Origin of the sequence: Brucella pseudogrignonensis, from assembly GCF_031454375.1 — a bacterium.
Lineage (GTDB): Bacteria > Pseudomonadota > Alphaproteobacteria > Rhizobiales > Rhizobiaceae > Brucella > Brucella pseudogrignonensis_A.
In genome coordinates, this window is the sequence record NZ_JAVDQT010000001.1 from 880,660 (window position 1) to 895,191 (window position 14,532).

Genomic DNA, 14,532 nt, shown 5'->3' on the forward strand with positions numbered 1-14,532 from the left:
ATTTTTCCTGTAAATTCCGGCCAAGGCAAACGATAAGGTATTAAGTTTCACACATCCATAGGGTCCGGGAAACAGTTTCTAATATCAGGATAAAAATCGCATGGACAGGCTAGACAGAAAAATACTGCGTTTATTGCAGGAAGACGCAACACTGGCGGTAGCCGATGTCGCTAAGAAGGTTGGCCTATCCACAACCCCTTGCTGGCGCCGCATCCAGAAGCTTGAGGAAGACGGCGTTATCAAGCGCCGTGTTGCTATCCTCGATCCTGTGCGCATCAATGCACGGGTAACGGTATTTGTATCCGTGCGCACCAGTTCGCACAGCAATGAATGGCTCAAACGCTTTTCGGAAGTTGTTCAGGAGTTTCCAGAGGTCATCGAGTTTTACCGCATGAGCGGTGATGTCGATTACTTGCTGCGCGTGGCAGTGCCAGACATTGGTGCTTATGACGCGTTCTATAAGCGCCTGATTAGCAAGATCGAAATTCGTGACGTGTCTTCATCTTTCGCGATGGAGCAGATCAAGTACACGACAGAGCTGCCACTCGACTACATGGTGCTCGACAAAGAAAGCAATTAATAAGTATTGCCAGAAAAAAGCCCGGAAAACTCCGGGCTTTTTTGTACTCATTTTGTAGAACTTGTAACGCCAGCTTGTTCAAATGTTGCCATTCCACTATGGCAAAGCGCTGCCGCTTTAACGATACCAGCGGCGAGTGCTGCACCCGTTCCCTCGCCAAGACGCATCCCAAGATCGAGAAGTGGCTTCTTGCCCATCTTTTCAAGCAGCAAACGATGACCCGGCTCAGCTGACACATGGCCAAACAAGCAATGATCAAGTGATGTCGGATTTGCTGCGTAAAGAACTGCGGCGGCGGCGCTGGCGACAAAGCCATCAACGATGACTGGAATTTTTTCCATGCGTGCTGCAAGGATTGCGCCTGCCATTGCAGCCAATTCACGTCCGCCGAGGCGACGCAGAACTTCCAGCGGGTCTTTGAGGTGATCTTGATGAAGTGTCACCGCCGCGCGAACTGCGGCAAGCTTGCGATGCAGCAACTCACCCGTCGAACCAGTACCCGGACCAACCCAGTCTTCAGCCGCACCACCAAAAAGCGCCATAGCAATGGCTGCGGCAATCGTGGTGTTACCAATGCCCATTTCGCCGATGCATAGAAGATCAGTACCACCCGCAATCCCCTCCATGCCAAAGGCCATGGTGGCCGCACAAGTGCGCTCGTCCATGGCTGCCTCTTCAGTGATGTCACCCGTTGGATGTTCAAGCGCCAGATCGAAAACCTTGAGGCCCAGATCATGTGCAATGCAAAGCTGATTGATCGCCGCGCCACCTGCGGCAAAGTTCTCGACCATCTGCGCAGTGACGCTTGAAGGGAATGGCGTGATGTTCTTAGCGGTCACGCCGTGATTGCCAGCAAAGACTGCGACCAGCGGACGATTGATCTGCGGAATGGATTTGCCAGTCCATGCAGCCAGCCATGCGACGATTTCTTCAAGCTGTCCGAGTGAACCTGCTGGCTTGGTCAGTGTCGCTTCCCGCGCACGCACAGCCGCTTCCGCACCAAGATCTGGTCCCGGCAGATTACGGATGAGTTCACGGAAATCGTCAAAAGGAAGGCCACTGGCACTCATATCGTCTGGTCCAATCAATCAATGGAGGATGCAAAACTATTTTGCTCGTCCTATAAGCACTTACGCAAATTTTCAAATCACCTCTTTGCGCCAAGGCTTTTTGGCTGCAATTATTCCTTCTGATGCCATGTCGTTCTTAAAGCGGAGCAAGCACTTGCAGCGAAATAGCTTCATTGGAGATACAATTCGTTCTCTGGGGTTTTTGAGCCGCCTACCATTACGAGCCGTTTGGCTTGAGGGTTCCAGCGATTCGCTCAAGACAAGTGTGCAGGCTTTTCCGCTCGCCGGTGCTGTGCTTGGGCTGCTTGCAGGGATAGCACTGTTCATATCCGACTATCTGAACCTGCCTGCACTTGTTTCCAGCTTCATCGCAATCGGTGCGCTCGCTGCCATGACAGGCGCATTGCACGAAGATGGCCTTGGTGACAGCGCAGACGGCTTTTTCGGAGCTTCAACACCTCAACGTCGCCTCGAAATTATGAAGGACTCGCGTATTGGCACTTTCGCTGCGCTGATACTCATCATCTGGACAGGCCTTAAAGTTGTACTTCTGGCAGCACTTATCGAGAGAGTTGGCCCTTGTTACGCCGCGCTCGCGCTCATTGGCGCAGAATCTGCAAGCCGTGCGGCTATGCTTGCTCTCTGGTATGGTCTTCCATCAGCACGTCCCGGTGGCCTTGCTGATAATCTGGGACAGCCAAGCTGGGAAACGCTTGTCTGCGGCAGTTTGATTGGTCTTGGCATTCTGGCCGTAACCAGCATTCCTGTGGCGGGATTAGCAGGCTTCATAAAGGCTCTGCTTGTCAGCATTGTCCTGGTCTTTGGTTTTGCAAGGCTCTGTATAGCCAAAATTGGCGGACAAACCGGAGATACGCTGGGAGCAGCACAACAGATTTGTACGCTTGCGGTTTTGCTTGGTCTTGTCAGCGCGCTTTGATGAAACCACATTGATTTCATGAATACCGCAGCAATCGAATCGCCATGCATTCTGGTGTGCGTGATAGACAGCCAAACAGGGTTTTGTCTGGGTTGCGCTCGGACGCTTGATGAAATTGCCGGTTGGTCAAACATGGATAATGATCAACGGCGCGCAGTCATGGCGCTTTTACCTCAGCGACATGAAAGACTGGAAAAGAGAGAAAACTAATGGGGCGTTTGTTCTGGATCGTAATTGCGGCCATTGCAGTTGTTATTTTGCTGCTGATGGCAAACGATGACAGCGGCACAACGCTTGGAATGGCCAATGACGCTTTTGGCCAAGCGGCTTATATGGGCATATGGGGTGTGGTGCTGGCGGCAGGCATTTTAGGCTCCGGTATCAAACTCAGCGATTTCGCCCGGAACATGGCTGTCTGGGCAGTCATTATTCTGGCGCTCGTTGCAGGATACCAATATCGCTATGAGCTTCAGGATGTAGGAAGCCGCATCACGGCTGGCCTCATTCCTGGCAGTCCGATTTCAGGACGAGCCTCAGATGGTTCACTCACGGTCACTCTTGCAAAATCGGCCAATGGTCATTTTGAAGTAAACGGCCGTGTGAATGGTGCGCGCGTACATTTCCTTGTCGATACAGGTGCTTCTTCGGTTGTACTTTCAAAGGAAGATGCTGAACGCGCAGGCATCGACACATCGTCTCTTGCCTATAATGTGCCAATCAGCACTGCCAATGGCAGAGCAACAGCCGCAAGCATCACCATCGCAAACTTGCAGATTGGCGATATTGAGCGGCAGAATATTCGTGCCATGGTCACGCAGGAAGGTCTGATGACCGGCAGTCTGCTCGGCATGAATTTCCTGCAAACGCTGGGTGGTTTTAGCGTTCGCGGTGATCAGCTGATTATGATGGATTAGTGAGGGCGCATCCCTAAAAGTGTGAAACGGTTTTGGGAAAAGATGCGCCCACGATTAAGCTGCTTCAGCGCTGGCTTCCATGACGGACGCGTAGGCCTGACGCAGCAAATTACTATTCGCATCGGGCTTTGATGCATCGGTCGAGAGCATCTGACGCCAGCGACGTGCGCCAGGCTGCCCCGTGAACAAACCAATCATATGTCGGCTGATATGCGAAAGCCTGCCACCATCGGCAATATGCCTGTCGACATATTCGCACATTGCCTCGATAATCTGAGCCATATCGACGCGCTTGTCGTCTTCGCCATAAATCAGATGATCGACATCGGCTAAAATTGCCGGATTGTGATATACGACGCGGCCCAGCATAACACCATCTGTATGATCAAGATGCGCAACGGCTTCTTCCAAAGTCCCGATACCACCATTAATACCCACGAAGGGCGCTCCAAGTCGTTGTTTCAGGCGATAAACACGATCATAGTCAAGCGGCGGAATATCACGATTTTCCTTGGGCGAAAGACCTTTCAGCCAAGCTTTACGGGCATGGACCCAAAGCGCATCAGCTCCAGCGTTAAGAACCTGATCGGCAACAACATCGAGTGCGACTTCCGGGTCCTGATCGTCAACGCCAATCCGACATTTGACGGTAACAGGCACCGAAACAGCCTCTTTCATTGCTGCTACACAGCGGGCAACCACATCGGGCGTCTGCATGAGACACGCGCCGAATGTACCCGACTGCACACGATCAGACGGGCAACCGACGTTGAGATTGATCTCATCATAGCCAAAGCCCGCGCCAATCCGCGCAGCTTCCTGCAATTTGACCGGATCCGAACCGCCAAGCTGCAAAGCAATTGGGTGTTCTGCCGCATCAAAACCCATCAAGCGTTCGCGTGGGCCGTGGATGGCAGCATCGGCGACAACCATCTCCGTGTAGAGCAGTGCGTGCTTTGAAAACAACCTATGAAAATATCTGCAATGCCTATCAGACCAATCCAGCATCGGTGCCACAGAGAACCGATGGTCGGGATAATTGCTATTTTTATTTTTTATTTCAGTCATTTAAACAATTATCCTGAGAATGCGATTCATCTGAGCATGAAAGCTTAAGATTGAAAGCCGTGCTGTAAGTGGCGCAAAAAGCCACAAACAATGCAAATGATCAAGTTTTCGGGTCGCGAAGGCGATCAAATCATCGAATAATGTGACTTCCGCGCTTATTACGAATTAAGATCATGATACGCGATTCTTAATACCAAAACTTGAGGACCATATTTTGACCGACCTGTCCCCCTTCAATAAGTCGTTCGATGCTTTTCTGTTTGATATGGACGGCACAGTTCTGAGTTCCATTGCTGCGACCGAACGCGTCTGGGGACAATGGGCCACGCGCCACGGTATTGATCCGGTGACGTTCGTTCCAACGATTCACGGTGTGCGTGCGGTGGATACAGTGCGCAGGCTTGGTCTTCCGCACCTCGACCCGGATACAGAAGCCAAGATACTGCTTGATGCGGAAATGGCCGATCTGGATGGAATTGAAGCCATTGAAGGTGCAATCGACTTCCTCAAATCGTTGCCAGAAGATCGTTGGGCTATTGTCACTTCAGCGCCCATCGAACTGGCACGTCGTCGCCTTGCCGCCGCCGGTATTGCGCTGCCAAAGGTCATTGTTTCGGCGGAAGACGTGGAGCGTGGAAAGCCTAGCCCTGAATGCTTCCAGCTGGGTGCAAAGCGACTTGGTTTTGATCCGCATAATTGTCTGGTCTTTGAAGATGCACCCGCTGGTATTGTTGCAGGTGAAACCGCTGGTGCGCATGTCGTTGTGGTGACGGCAACACATCCGCATTCGCCGGAAACTGCTCATAAGAGCATTAATAGCTACAAAGAATTGAAACTATCGGTCGATGCCGAAACTGGCATCCTGTCGCTGACCGACGCTTCAATCTGATACTAATATGAAAGGCGCGTGTTAAATCACGCGCCGCCCTTCTCGCCAGACCGTGCGAATAATCGGCACATGATCGGCAATCTGTACCCGCACAAGATCACCTCGTTTGCCAATTGCGATCTCGCCGCGATCGTCAAGGCCGACAGCTTTAGCGGGGTTTGCTGAAACAAACCGCATTGCCTGCGGCAAGGTGATTTCGTCCATCACATCGGCCATGAAAAATGCAGCCTGCATCATGCTTGCCGGGATATAGTCCGACGAAATAATATCGAGATGACCAGCCTCCGCCAGCTCACGCGCAGAGACATTGCCGGAATGCGAGCCACCGCGCACCACATTAGGCGCGCCCATCAAAACCGACATGCCTGACTCTTTTGAAGTCTTCGCAGCCAGATGTGTGGTCGGAAACTCAGCAACGCGAATACCCTGCGTTTTTGCCTCTGCGACATGGTCAGCGGTTGCATCATCATGGCTCGCAAGCACAATTCCACGTTCATTACAGGCATCTGAGATTGCAGTTCGGTTTAATGCCGAGTGCTGCTGAGACTGGCCCATGCGCTTTTCGCAATAGCGGATGAACTCTTCTTCCGAGACCTTAAGCTTGCTCATGTAATAAAGCTTATAGGTCTCAATATCGGTAAACTGACGCTGACCGGGCGCGTGGTCCATCAGAGAGACCAGTTTGACCAGTGGGTGCACACCAAAGCGTTCAAATGCGCTCAGGCAATCAGGAGCCGAAACCTCGCAACGCAAATGCAGATAATGATCCGCGCGCAGCCGTCCCGCTTCGCGGCCTTCTGCAATGGCAGAGGAAAGCTTGCGCATATCTTCAACGCCAGTGGCAGCCTCTTCGTCAAAGCCAATACGCAAGGCATCAAATACGGTTGTAATGCCAGAAGCGGCAATCTGCGCATCGTGCGCCTGCACGGCAGCAATCGGATTCCAGCGCACCTTCGGGCGAGGCGCATAATGGCCTTCAAGATGATCGGTGTGTAATTCCACCAAGCCCGGCGTCAGATAATCGCCTTCCATATCTTTGCCGGAAGTGGATGTGCCTGACGCGATATCAGCGATCATACCATCTGTGATTTTAACCGTTCCGTGGATTACTTCATCGGGCAGAATAATATTGGCATTTTTTAAAATGAGTTCAGTCGTCATTCCTTATGGCCTCCCCACAGCCCTTGAGGACCGTTTGGGCACCTTATCACCACCTGTCATTGGATGAAGCGAATGAATCTCGAATGGCGCACCTTTCTCGCGTTCAATGAATAGCGCCAGATTGGTCACTTCGACCGGCTCATCGAGAACCGGTGCGAAAAACTCATCCAGTGTACGTTCAACCTGTGGGCGCTGTTTTTCATCAACAGGCCCAGTCAGGGTCATATGAAACCGAAACTCATCAAACACATAAGGATAACCCCAGCGATCCAGATTCATCCGCTGTGCTTCGCTCAAACGTTCTGGGCGGCGCTTTGCAATTTCAGCATCGCGCAGAGGCGCACGAAACCGATCAAATGATACAACAACGTCATTGGCCAGTTGGTTAAGTTCAGCAACAGGTTCTTCAGGAACAAGTGCGAAGAACGGACCAATGCCCTGCACTTTCAGGCGCGGAATAGCGAACGGAGCGGTTGATGACGCAAAGTACATCAGTGCGGACAGCAAATCGCTTTCCTGAAACCCATCCTCAAGCCTGAACGGTGCTTTCAGTGTTCCATGAAAACCATAACGGCGCGGTTCTTCCGTGAGTGCAGCGATATCTTCTGCCGCAAGTGTACGAATCGCTGGAAGTTTCACCGCCTCGCCACTAAACGCACTGCGCCCCAACCAATTTGCAGCAACTTTCAAAAGCGCATCGCCCGAAGGCGGCGTGAAATAAATCGCGTAACGCATAGTGATTCCTCTTTTGCCGGGATCGTTACACGAGGAATGTGGCAAGTCGATAAAGGCTGGCTAAATCAGGATTTTACATCGAGGGAAATTCGTATAGGCGTATGTCCCAATAGCTATGAGGAGATAACTATGGGTGGTTTCGCGTCGATTGGTGAATGCATGATCGAACTATCAGGAGGCGATAGTGATCAATGGCGCATGGGCTATGCCGGAGACACCCTAAATACCGCCTGGTACATGCGCGCGCTGACCGATACATCATTTCCAGTCGATTATGTCAGCGCATTTGGCGAAGACGACTTCTCGCAGAAACAACGCGCCTTTCTTAATGCCAATGGCATCGGCACAGCACACAGCCCTGTCATCAAAGGCGTTCATCCGGGGCTTTATGCGATTACACTCAATGGCGCTGAACGCTCATTCACCTATTGGCGCAGCGATGCAGCGGCAAAGCGGCTTGCAAGCGACAAGAGCGCGCTGAAAGCCAGCCTTTCTGGCCGCGATATGATTTACTTTTCCGGTATCTCGGTAGGCATCGTGTTTCCTGAGCATCGCGAAACCCTTTTCGAGGTTTTACGCGAATGCCGTGCCAATGGCGCACTTATCGCGTTTGATCCGAATTTCCGCCATCAGCTCTGGCCAGATCGCGAAGTTGCCAAAAAGATCATCAGCGAAGCAATGCAGATCGCCGATATAGCTTTGCCAACCTTTCCCGATGAACAAGCTTTGTTTGGCGACGAAACTGCTTCAGCTTGTGCGGAGCGACTGATCGGACTTGGCGTCAAAGAAATTGTGGTAAAAGACGGCACCGAACCCGCGCTGGTTATCGCAGACGGCCAAAAAAGCCTCGTGCCTTCTGTGAAAGCCAATCCTGTTGATACAACAGGTGCAGGCGATAGCTTTAATGGCGGCTATCTTGCAGCCCGGCTCAAAGGTTTGTCACCGGTTGAAGCCGCAGAGAAAGCGCATGCTGTTGCTGCCCGCGTTGTCGAAATTCGCGGCGCGCTGGCCCCGATGGAAACCGCACGCGCCGCCTATTCTTAAGGCTCAGTCCTTTGTAAAGGTAAAGTGGCTTGTCTGGGCGTAAACTTCGCCCGGACGCAGGATTGATTGCGGAACATAAGAATATTCCAGCGACCCCGGCCAGAGCTGCGGCTCAAGACAGAAACCAGCATGTTTGCCATAAGGCTTGCCCGTCAGCCCGATGCAATCATTGGCCATCGTATTGCCGGCATAGAACTGAACGCCGGGTTCTGTCGTCAATATATCCAGACGAATGCCCGAACGTGCTCCCATTACGGATGCACAAGGACGCAATGGGCCACGCGCAGCAGTCAGGCATAAATTGCTGTCATATTCGAGTTGGTTGCTGTTTTCATCATAGCGGATTGGCCGGAAGTCGCGGAAATCATAAGCCGTATCTTTGACAGGCAAAATGCGACCATCGGGAATCAGCGCTTCATCGACTGGCATATAGGCTTCGGCTTCAATTTTGAGCTGATGGTCGAGAATATCGCCCTCGCCGCCATCATCGAGGTTGAAATAGCTATGATGCAGCAGGCTGCAAGGCGTTGCCTTATCCGTTACGGCTTCAAGATGCACGACCAGCGTACCATCATTCTTCAGCGTATAGGTGCAACTGACGTTCAGGTTTCCGGGGAATCCCATTTCACCGTCCTTGGACATTATCTTGAGAGTTACAAAATCCGCACCTGTTTCAACAATATCCCAGACCCGGTTTCCCAACCCTTGGCTACCGCCATGAAGATTGTGAATGCCCTGAAAATTTGGTTCTACATTGTAGGTCTTGCCATCGAGCTCAAAACGGGCATTGCGAATGCGGTTTGAAAAGCGGCCAGCAATTGCACCCAGGTGCGGCGAATGGGCCGGATAGTCATTAAAATCACGATAGCCAATAACAAGCGGTGCATCATGGCCTTCGAGACGCAAATCCTGAATGGCTGCGCCCCATGTGATTATCTTTGCCTCAAGCGGACCATTGGCGATGGTCAACCGATGAACCGCCTGCCCGTCCGGTGCATATCCAAATATTTCTGCTGTCAATTTATCCACCCATTTTTATGTCGTTACAAAGCGATATCAAGCAGCATCGACGCTTGCTACGCAAGAGCCAAATACCGCAATCTGCTCGCCGCCTTCATGTTAAGATTTAAGAATAAAAATCGATATTATTTCGTCAATAGATGCGTTAACATTCAATATATTTAAAAATTATCTTAATTCAGAATATAAAAATCGAGGTTTTTATTTATGAAAGCCAATTTCAAAAAAACTATAGAGTATATTTTTAGCGAAGAAGGTGGTTTTGTTGACAATCCTCGTGACCCGGGCGGCGCAACCAATATGGGAATTACGCTCAATACATTATCTGCATGGCGGGGCCATCGAGTATCACCACAAGATGTCAGAGAACTTACAGAGACCGAAGCATCAAAAATTTATCAGCAACAATTCTGGAATAAAATTGATGGCGACAACCTACCCTCCGGTGTCGATTACGCTGTTTTCGATTTTGCGGTTAATTCCGGGCCAGGTCGTGCGGCAAAAATACTGCAAGGTACCGTCAACCAGCATGAAGATGGCGTCATCGGCGCTCAAACAATTGCAGCTATCTCCACTCGGTCACCCGTGGAGATTATCAACGCGCTTTGTGATGCACGGGCCTCTTGGCTCAAAGGCCTGTCTACGGCATCAACATTCGGAAAAGGCTGGCTAGCCCGTGTAGAACGTGTGCGATCACGAGCGCTGGCACTGGCTTTGTCTCTACCGCTCATCGAACCCATAGAGCCCAAAATCCAGGGGCTTCCAAAAGCGCGGCAACAAGACACTGCTGTGACGACAGCTCTTAAACATCCTCCCGCGCTTAGCGCCTTAGCAAGTGTAACATCAGGCCTTGCAGCCATCGTGTCAGGCGACCATTTTGTGCGATATGCGCTGGCGATTGTGATGATTGGGTTTTGTATAATTGGACTTTGGCATTTGATTCAGAGGATAAGAAGCGAACCCTAGCCGAAGCAACTTTGCTACCATTTCAAAAAATTGTAATCCGCTTTATGTTGCGCTTCGCATAGCAGACACCTTATATGCGCCGTTAACGCTCTGGTTATTGTGAAAGCAATATGACTTTCCCTATCGCCGGAAACACGCTAGATACGCGCAGATACTCAGACGCATGCCTGTTGAGGCATCGCCAAGAATAAAGGAATCGAAACTTGTCCTCTACTTTTGACAAAGTCGCCGACATCATCGCAGAAACCAGCGAAATCGACCGTGATACCATCACGCCGGATAGCCACACTATTGATGATCTTGGCATCGACAGCCTCGACTTCCTCGACATCGTATTTGCGATCGACAAAGAATTCGGCATCAAGATTCCGCTTGAACAGTGGACGCAGGAAGTGAACGAAGGCAAGGCTCCGACGGAGGAATACTTCGTTCTGAAGAACCTCTGCGCCAAGATCGACGAGCTGGTTGCAGCCAAAAAAGGCTAAACAGCCACGAAAGCTGACGGTATGAGAGGGTGAACATCCGTGTTCGCCCTGATTCCGTTTCTGGATCAGCATTTACGGGTAGACCGAACCATGCAGAGCAATAAAGTCGTCATCACTGGCATTGGCATCATCTCATCGCTAGGCGAAGGACTGGATGCGCATTGGAGCGCTTTTTCAAAGGCAGGTTCTGAACCGCGCCTCGAAAAGGAAGCCTTTGCGCCTTACACAGTTCATCCGCTGGGTGAAGTCGATTGGGGTTTACAGATCCCCAAGCGTGGCGACCAGCGCCAGATGGAGACATGGCAGCGGCTTGGCACCTATGCGGCAGGTCTCGCGCTTGACGATGCTGGCATGAAGGACGACGAAGCACTCTGCGCCAGCATGGATATGATTGTGGGCGCTGGTGGTGGCGAACGCGATATCACCGTCGATATGCAGATTCTTGAAGAAGGTCGCACCAGCAACAATCGTGGTGTGATGCTCAACGAGAAACTCTCCACCGAGTTGCGCCCTACTCTGTTTCTGGCCCAGCTTTCCAATCTGCTGGCTGGCAATATTTCCATCGTTCATAAAGTAACCGGTTCATCACGTACTTTTATGGGCGAAGAAGGTTCGGGCATTTCGGCGATTGAAACTGCGGCAGCGCGTATTCGCTCGGGTCAGAGCACGCATGCACTGGTTGGCGGATCATATAATTCCGAACATTTCGACATGATTCTAGGTCACGAGCTTGGCGGCTTGCTCAAGCATGACGGCTGGGCATCGCTCTGGGACCGCGAAGGCAGCGCTGGCGGCGGTATGATCTCCGGTTCTGGCGGTGTGTTTCTAGTGCTTGAAAGTGCAGATCATGCGCAAAAGCGTGGTGCCCGCGCCTATGCAGAGATCGCGAATATCGAAAGCGCACAGGTTCGCCGCGATGCAGCCGATCTCGCAAAGACAGTTCGCGAACTGGTTCTCGCTGCCAATGGCGGCAAAGAGCCTGCATATGTGGTTTCTGGCGCTTCTGGTGCGCATGAAGCGACGGCTGCCGAAAAAATTGCTCTTGAAGCTATTTCCGCAGCCTATCGCGGCATTTCCGGTCTGACCGGCCATCTGCGTGAAGCGCAGTTTCCGCTCGCACTCGCACTCGCAGCAATCTCCGTCTGGAAAGGCGAAGCTTTCGCGCCGTGCAGCGCCTCGGAAAAGGCTGTTGACGGGACTGTTAGCGAAGCCATTGTCACAACCATCGGCGCAACACGCGCTGAAGGTGCAGCAAAGCTGGTGAGAGCATAAGATGACCAAATATACAGACCATCTCGGCCGTCCGATTGTTGCCATCACAGGTGCTGGCGTTGTTTCTTCGCTCGGACAGGGCAAGCAGGACAACTGGGAAGCGCTGACCAGCGGACGTTCTGGCATTCATGAAATCACCCGTTTTCCAACGGATAGCCTGAAAACACGCTTCTCTGGCACAGTCGATTTTCTGCCTGAAAGCAATGTCGGCTCTTCGGCTCTGTCTGAGGCACTTGCGCGTCTTGCTGGCGAAGAAGCGCTTGCGCAGTCTGGCCTTTCGGTCAGCGATTTCGGCGGTCCGCTTTTCCTCGCAGCCCCTCCGGTTGAACTCGACTGGAAAAGCCGCTTTGCGCTTGATGCAAGCATCAAGGATGAAGGTCCGGCCAGCTATCAGCTTCTTCTCGAAGCATGCCGTCGTGCACGTCAGGAAGAACTCTTCAATACAACGCAGTTTGGCTATATCGCCGAGCGCCTGTCGGAAGCTTTTGGCACACGCGGCCTGCCCGTAACGCTGTCAACGGCCTGCGCCTCGGGAGCAACGGCAATACAGCTTGGCGTTGAAGCTATTCGCCGTGGCGAAAGCGACCGCGTGCTCTCGATTGGTACGGACGGTTCTGTATCGGCGGAATCGCTCATTCGTTTCTCGCTGCTCTCAGCGCTTTCCACGCAGAACGACAAGCCGGAAAAGGCTTCCAAGCCTTTCTCAAAAGATCGCGATGGTTTTGCGATGGCTGAGGGTTCAGGCGCGCTGGTTATGGAATCGCTTGAAAGCGCCATCGCACGCGGTGCAAAGGTGCTCGGCATTCTCGCCGGTTGTGGCGAAAAGGCTGACGACTTCCACCGCACCCGTTCCAAGCCAGACGCCTCGCCTGCGATTGGCACTGTGCGCGCAGCGCTTGCCGATGCGGGCCTGACCGAAGATCAGCTTTCCTATGTCAATGCTCATGGCACTTCGACGCCTGAAAATGACAAGATGGAATATCTTGCGCTTTCGACCGTATTTGGCGAGCAGCTTTCTTCAATCCCGGTTTCATCCAACAAGTCGATGATTGGTCACACACTGACCGCGGCTGGCGCGATTGAAGCCGTGTTCTCGCTGCTGACGATTGAAACTGGCACTCTGCCTCCGACAATCAATTACGATCATGCGGACCCGGCAATTCCGCTGGATGTTGTGCCGAATGTGAAGCGCGATGCGCAGGTTTCTACCGTAATTTCCAACTCGTTTGGTTTTGGTGGACAGAACACAAGTCTTGTATTGACGGCAAATCCGAATTAATCGGTCTAAAAATTACATATTCTCGGTAATCCCGGAAAGCCGACTGCTCTCCGGGATTATGTCTTGAAAAGGATAAATTCATGCGCGCCTTGCAGCTTCTCGACGATCGCCGTCTTGAAATGACCGATATTGCTCCGCCACCTGCTCCCGGCAATGGCGAAGTGACAGTCCGGATCAAGGCTGTTGCACTCAACCATATCGACGTTTGGGGATGGCGCGGCATGGCATTTGCCAAGCGCAAAATGCCGCTGGTGATTGGTGCAGAAGCTTCCGGCGTTGTCGATGCAATCGGCCCCGGCGTATCCAATGTTCTGCCGGGTCAGCTCGTTTCGATCTATGGTGCGCGCACCTGTGGTCTTTGCAAAGCCTGCCGCGAAGGTCGCGACAATCTTTGTGAGCATGTCGGCGGCGTTCATGGCTTCCATCTTGATGGTTTTGCCTGTGAAGCCGTCAATCTGCCAGCACGTCTGCTGGTTCCGGCACCTCCCGGTGTTGACGCAATTGGTGCAGCGGTTGCTCCTGTTACTTTCGGTACAGTCGAGCACATGCTGTTTGACAATGCGAAGCTCCAGCCGGGCGAAACTGTTCTGGTACAGGCTGGTGGTTCAGGCATTGGTACGGCTGCTATCCAGCTTGCAAAGAAAATGGGCTGCACGGTCATCACCACGGTTGGCTCCGACGACAAGATCGAAAAGGCCAAAGCGCTCGGTGCTGATCACGTCATCAATTACCGCGTTGACCGTTTTGAAGGTGTTGTGCGTAAGCTCACCAAAAAGAAGGGCGTTGACGTTGTGTTTGAGCATGTTGGTGCCGACACATGGGCAGGCTCAATGCTTTGCATGAAGCGCGGCGCGCGTCTCGTCACCTGTGGTTCGACCTCCGGCGTTTCAACCAACATGAATCTGATGCAGCTTTTCCAGCAGCAGCTTAAAATCCTCGGCTCTTTCGGTTGCCGCATGGAAAACATGGCTGATGCGATGCAGAAAATGGCACAGGGCGTTGTGCATCCGGTCATCGATACTATCGTCGGCTTTGATGACATCGGCACTGCGTTAAAACGCATGGAAGGCCGCGACGTCTTCGGCAAGATCGTATTGCAGATCGACTAAGCA

Annotated in this window: 16 protein-coding genes; 11 read left to right on the forward strand and 5 right to left on the reverse strand. The window is 52.2% G+C overall.

What is annotated here, in order from left to right; translation table 11 throughout:
- Positions 1–100 precede the first annotated feature (100 nt).
- Positions 101–580: an Lrp/AsnC family transcriptional regulator gene (locus J2782_RS04340; protein WP_250039709.1), complete on the forward strand. Its 480-nt coding sequence runs from the start codon at positions 101–103 to the stop codon at positions 578–580.
- A gap of 47 nt (positions 581–627) precedes the next feature.
- Here J2782_RS04340 and cobT read toward each other — a convergent pair whose 3' ends face one another.
- Entirely contained in the window at positions 628–1,650 is a 1,023-nt protein-coding gene (gene cobT / locus J2782_RS04345) for a nicotinate-nucleotide--dimethylbenzimidazole phosphoribosyltransferase (RefSeq protein ID WP_310010366.1), read from the reverse strand.
- Between the two features lie 154 nt (positions 1,651–1,804).
- Here cobT and J2782_RS04350 point away from each other — a divergent pair, with 154 nt between their 5' ends.
- Genes J2782_RS04350 through J2782_RS04360 form a run of 3 tightly spaced genes read left to right on the forward strand, consistent with a single transcriptional unit; the run spans position 1,805 to position 3,501 of the window.
- On the forward strand, positions 1,805–2,587 hold the full coding sequence (locus J2782_RS04350) for an adenosylcobinamide-GDP ribazoletransferase (RefSeq protein WP_310010368.1): 783 nt from the start codon (positions 1,805–1,807) through the stop codon (positions 2,585–2,587).
- A gap of 18 nt (positions 2,588–2,605) precedes the next feature.
- On the forward strand, positions 2,606–2,797 hold the full coding sequence (locus J2782_RS04355) for a DUF1289 domain-containing protein (RefSeq protein WP_310010370.1): 192 nt from the start codon (positions 2,606–2,608) through the stop codon (positions 2,795–2,797).
- The gene (locus tag J2782_RS04360; protein WP_310010372.1) at positions 2,797–3,501 is read left to right on the forward strand and encodes a TIGR02281 family clan AA aspartic protease; all 705 of its coding nucleotides are present in this window, start codon (positions 2,797–2,799) and stop codon (positions 3,499–3,501) included. Before J2782_RS04355 ends, J2782_RS04360 begins: the two co-directional genes overlap by 1 nt.
- 54 nt (positions 3,502–3,555) lie before the next feature.
- On the opposite strand, the gene dusA is transcribed toward J2782_RS04360, so the two are convergent.
- Entirely contained in the window at positions 3,556–4,569 is a 1,014-nt protein-coding gene (dusA, locus tag J2782_RS04365; protein WP_310010375.1) for a tRNA dihydrouridine(20/20a) synthase DusA, read from the reverse strand.
- Positions 4,570–4,783: 214 nt separating this feature from the next.
- On the opposite strand from dusA, the gene J2782_RS04370 reads away from it, so the two are divergent.
- Positions 4,784–5,458: an HAD family hydrolase gene (locus J2782_RS04370; RefSeq protein WP_250039701.1), complete on the forward strand. Its 675-nt coding sequence runs from the start codon at positions 4,784–4,786 to the stop codon at positions 5,456–5,458.
- Positions 5,459–5,479: 21 nt separating this feature from the next.
- On the opposite strand, the gene J2782_RS04375 is transcribed toward J2782_RS04370, so the two are convergent.
- Both J2782_RS04375 and J2782_RS04380 read right to left on the reverse strand, forming a co-directional pair.
- The gene (locus tag J2782_RS04375) at positions 5,480–6,619 is read right to left on the reverse strand and encodes an alpha-D-ribose 1-methylphosphonate 5-triphosphate diphosphatase (RefSeq protein ID WP_310010377.1); all 1,140 of its coding nucleotides are present in this window, start codon (positions 6,617–6,619) and stop codon (positions 5,480–5,482) included.
- Positions 6,620–6,622: 3 nt separating this feature from the next.
- On the reverse strand, positions 6,623–7,354 hold the full coding sequence (locus J2782_RS04380; protein ID WP_310010379.1) for a DUF1045 domain-containing protein: 732 nt from the start codon (positions 7,352–7,354) through the stop codon (positions 6,623–6,625).
- 129 nt (positions 7,355–7,483) lie between these two features.
- Between J2782_RS04380 and J2782_RS04385 the strand changes: the two genes are divergently transcribed.
- Entirely contained in the window at positions 7,484–8,398 is a 915-nt protein-coding gene (locus J2782_RS04385; protein WP_310010381.1) for a sugar kinase, read from the forward strand.
- A 3-nt stretch (positions 8,399–8,401) separates the two neighbouring features.
- On the opposite strand, the gene J2782_RS04390 is transcribed toward J2782_RS04385, so the two are convergent.
- Entirely contained in the window at positions 8,402–9,418 is a 1,017-nt protein-coding gene (locus tag J2782_RS04390; RefSeq protein WP_310010383.1) for an aldose epimerase family protein, read from the reverse strand.
- Between the two features lie 207 nt (positions 9,419–9,625).
- On the opposite strand from J2782_RS04390, the gene J2782_RS04395 reads away from it, so the two are divergent.
- From J2782_RS04395 to J2782_RS04415, 5 genes are all read left to right on the forward strand, one after another.
- On the forward strand, positions 9,626–10,384 hold the full coding sequence (locus tag J2782_RS04395; RefSeq protein WP_310010385.1) for a glycoside hydrolase family 108 protein: 759 nt from the start codon (positions 9,626–9,628) through the stop codon (positions 10,382–10,384).
- Positions 10,385–10,587: 203 nt separating this feature from the next.
- Complete coding sequence (locus J2782_RS04400; RefSeq protein ID WP_024897522.1) at positions 10,588–10,869, forward strand: acyl carrier protein; 282 nt, start codon at positions 10,588–10,590, stop codon at positions 10,867–10,869.
- 90 nt (positions 10,870–10,959) lie between these two features.
- Complete coding sequence (locus tag J2782_RS04405) at positions 10,960–12,141, forward strand: beta-ketoacyl-ACP synthase (protein WP_310011071.1); 1,182 nt, start codon at positions 10,960–10,962, stop codon at positions 12,139–12,141.
- 1 nt (position 12,142) lies between these two features.
- Positions 12,143–13,420 carry a beta-ketoacyl-ACP synthase gene (locus J2782_RS04410; protein ID WP_310010388.1) on the forward strand — a complete coding sequence of 426 codons (1,278 nt, stop codon included), beginning with the start codon at positions 12,143–12,145 and terminating at the stop codon, positions 13,418–13,420.
- 80 nt (positions 13,421–13,500) lie between these two features.
- Positions 13,501–14,529 carry a zinc-binding dehydrogenase gene (locus tag J2782_RS04415; RefSeq protein ID WP_250039692.1) on the forward strand — a complete coding sequence of 343 codons (1,029 nt, stop codon included), beginning with the start codon at positions 13,501–13,503 and terminating at the stop codon, positions 14,527–14,529.
- The last annotated feature ends 3 nt before the right edge of the window (positions 14,530–14,532 follow it).

Coding starts and splice junctions, on each gene's coding strand:
- J2782_RS04405 (WP_310011071.1), top strand. CDS start 10,960: ATGCAGAGCAATAAAGTCGTCATCACTGGCATTGGCATCATCTCATCG.
- J2782_RS04360 (WP_310010372.1), top strand. CDS start 2,797: ATGGGGCGTTTGTTCTGGATCGTAATTGCGGCCATTGCAGTTGTTATT.
- J2782_RS04410 (WP_310010388.1), top strand. CDS start 12,143: ATGACCAAATATACAGACCATCTCGGCCGTCCGATTGTTGCCATCACA.
- J2782_RS04340 (WP_250039709.1), top strand. CDS start 101: ATGGACAGGCTAGACAGAAAAATACTGCGTTTATTGCAGGAAGACGCA.
- J2782_RS04415 (WP_250039692.1), top strand. CDS start 13,501: ATGCGCGCCTTGCAGCTTCTCGACGATCGCCGTCTTGAAATGACCGAT.
- J2782_RS04375 (WP_310010377.1), bottom strand. CDS start 6,619: ATGACGACTGAACTCATTTTAAAAAATGCCAATATTATTCTGCCCGAT.
- J2782_RS04355 (WP_310010370.1), top strand. CDS start 2,606: ATGAATACCGCAGCAATCGAATCGCCATGCATTCTGGTGTGCGTGATA.
- dusA (WP_310010375.1), bottom strand. CDS start 4,569: ATGACTGAAATAAAAAATAAAAATAGCAATTATCCCGACCATCGGTTC.
- cobT (WP_310010366.1), bottom strand. CDS start 1,650: ATGAGTGCCAGTGGCCTTCCTTTTGACGATTTCCGTGAACTCATCCGT.
- J2782_RS04395 (WP_310010385.1), top strand. CDS start 9,626: ATGAAAGCCAATTTCAAAAAAACTATAGAGTATATTTTTAGCGAAGAA.
- J2782_RS04385 (WP_310010381.1), top strand. CDS start 7,484: ATGGGTGGTTTCGCGTCGATTGGTGAATGCATGATCGAACTATCAGGA.
- J2782_RS04380 (WP_310010379.1), bottom strand. CDS start 7,354: ATGCGTTACGCGATTTATTTCACGCCGCCTTCGGGCGATGCGCTTTTG.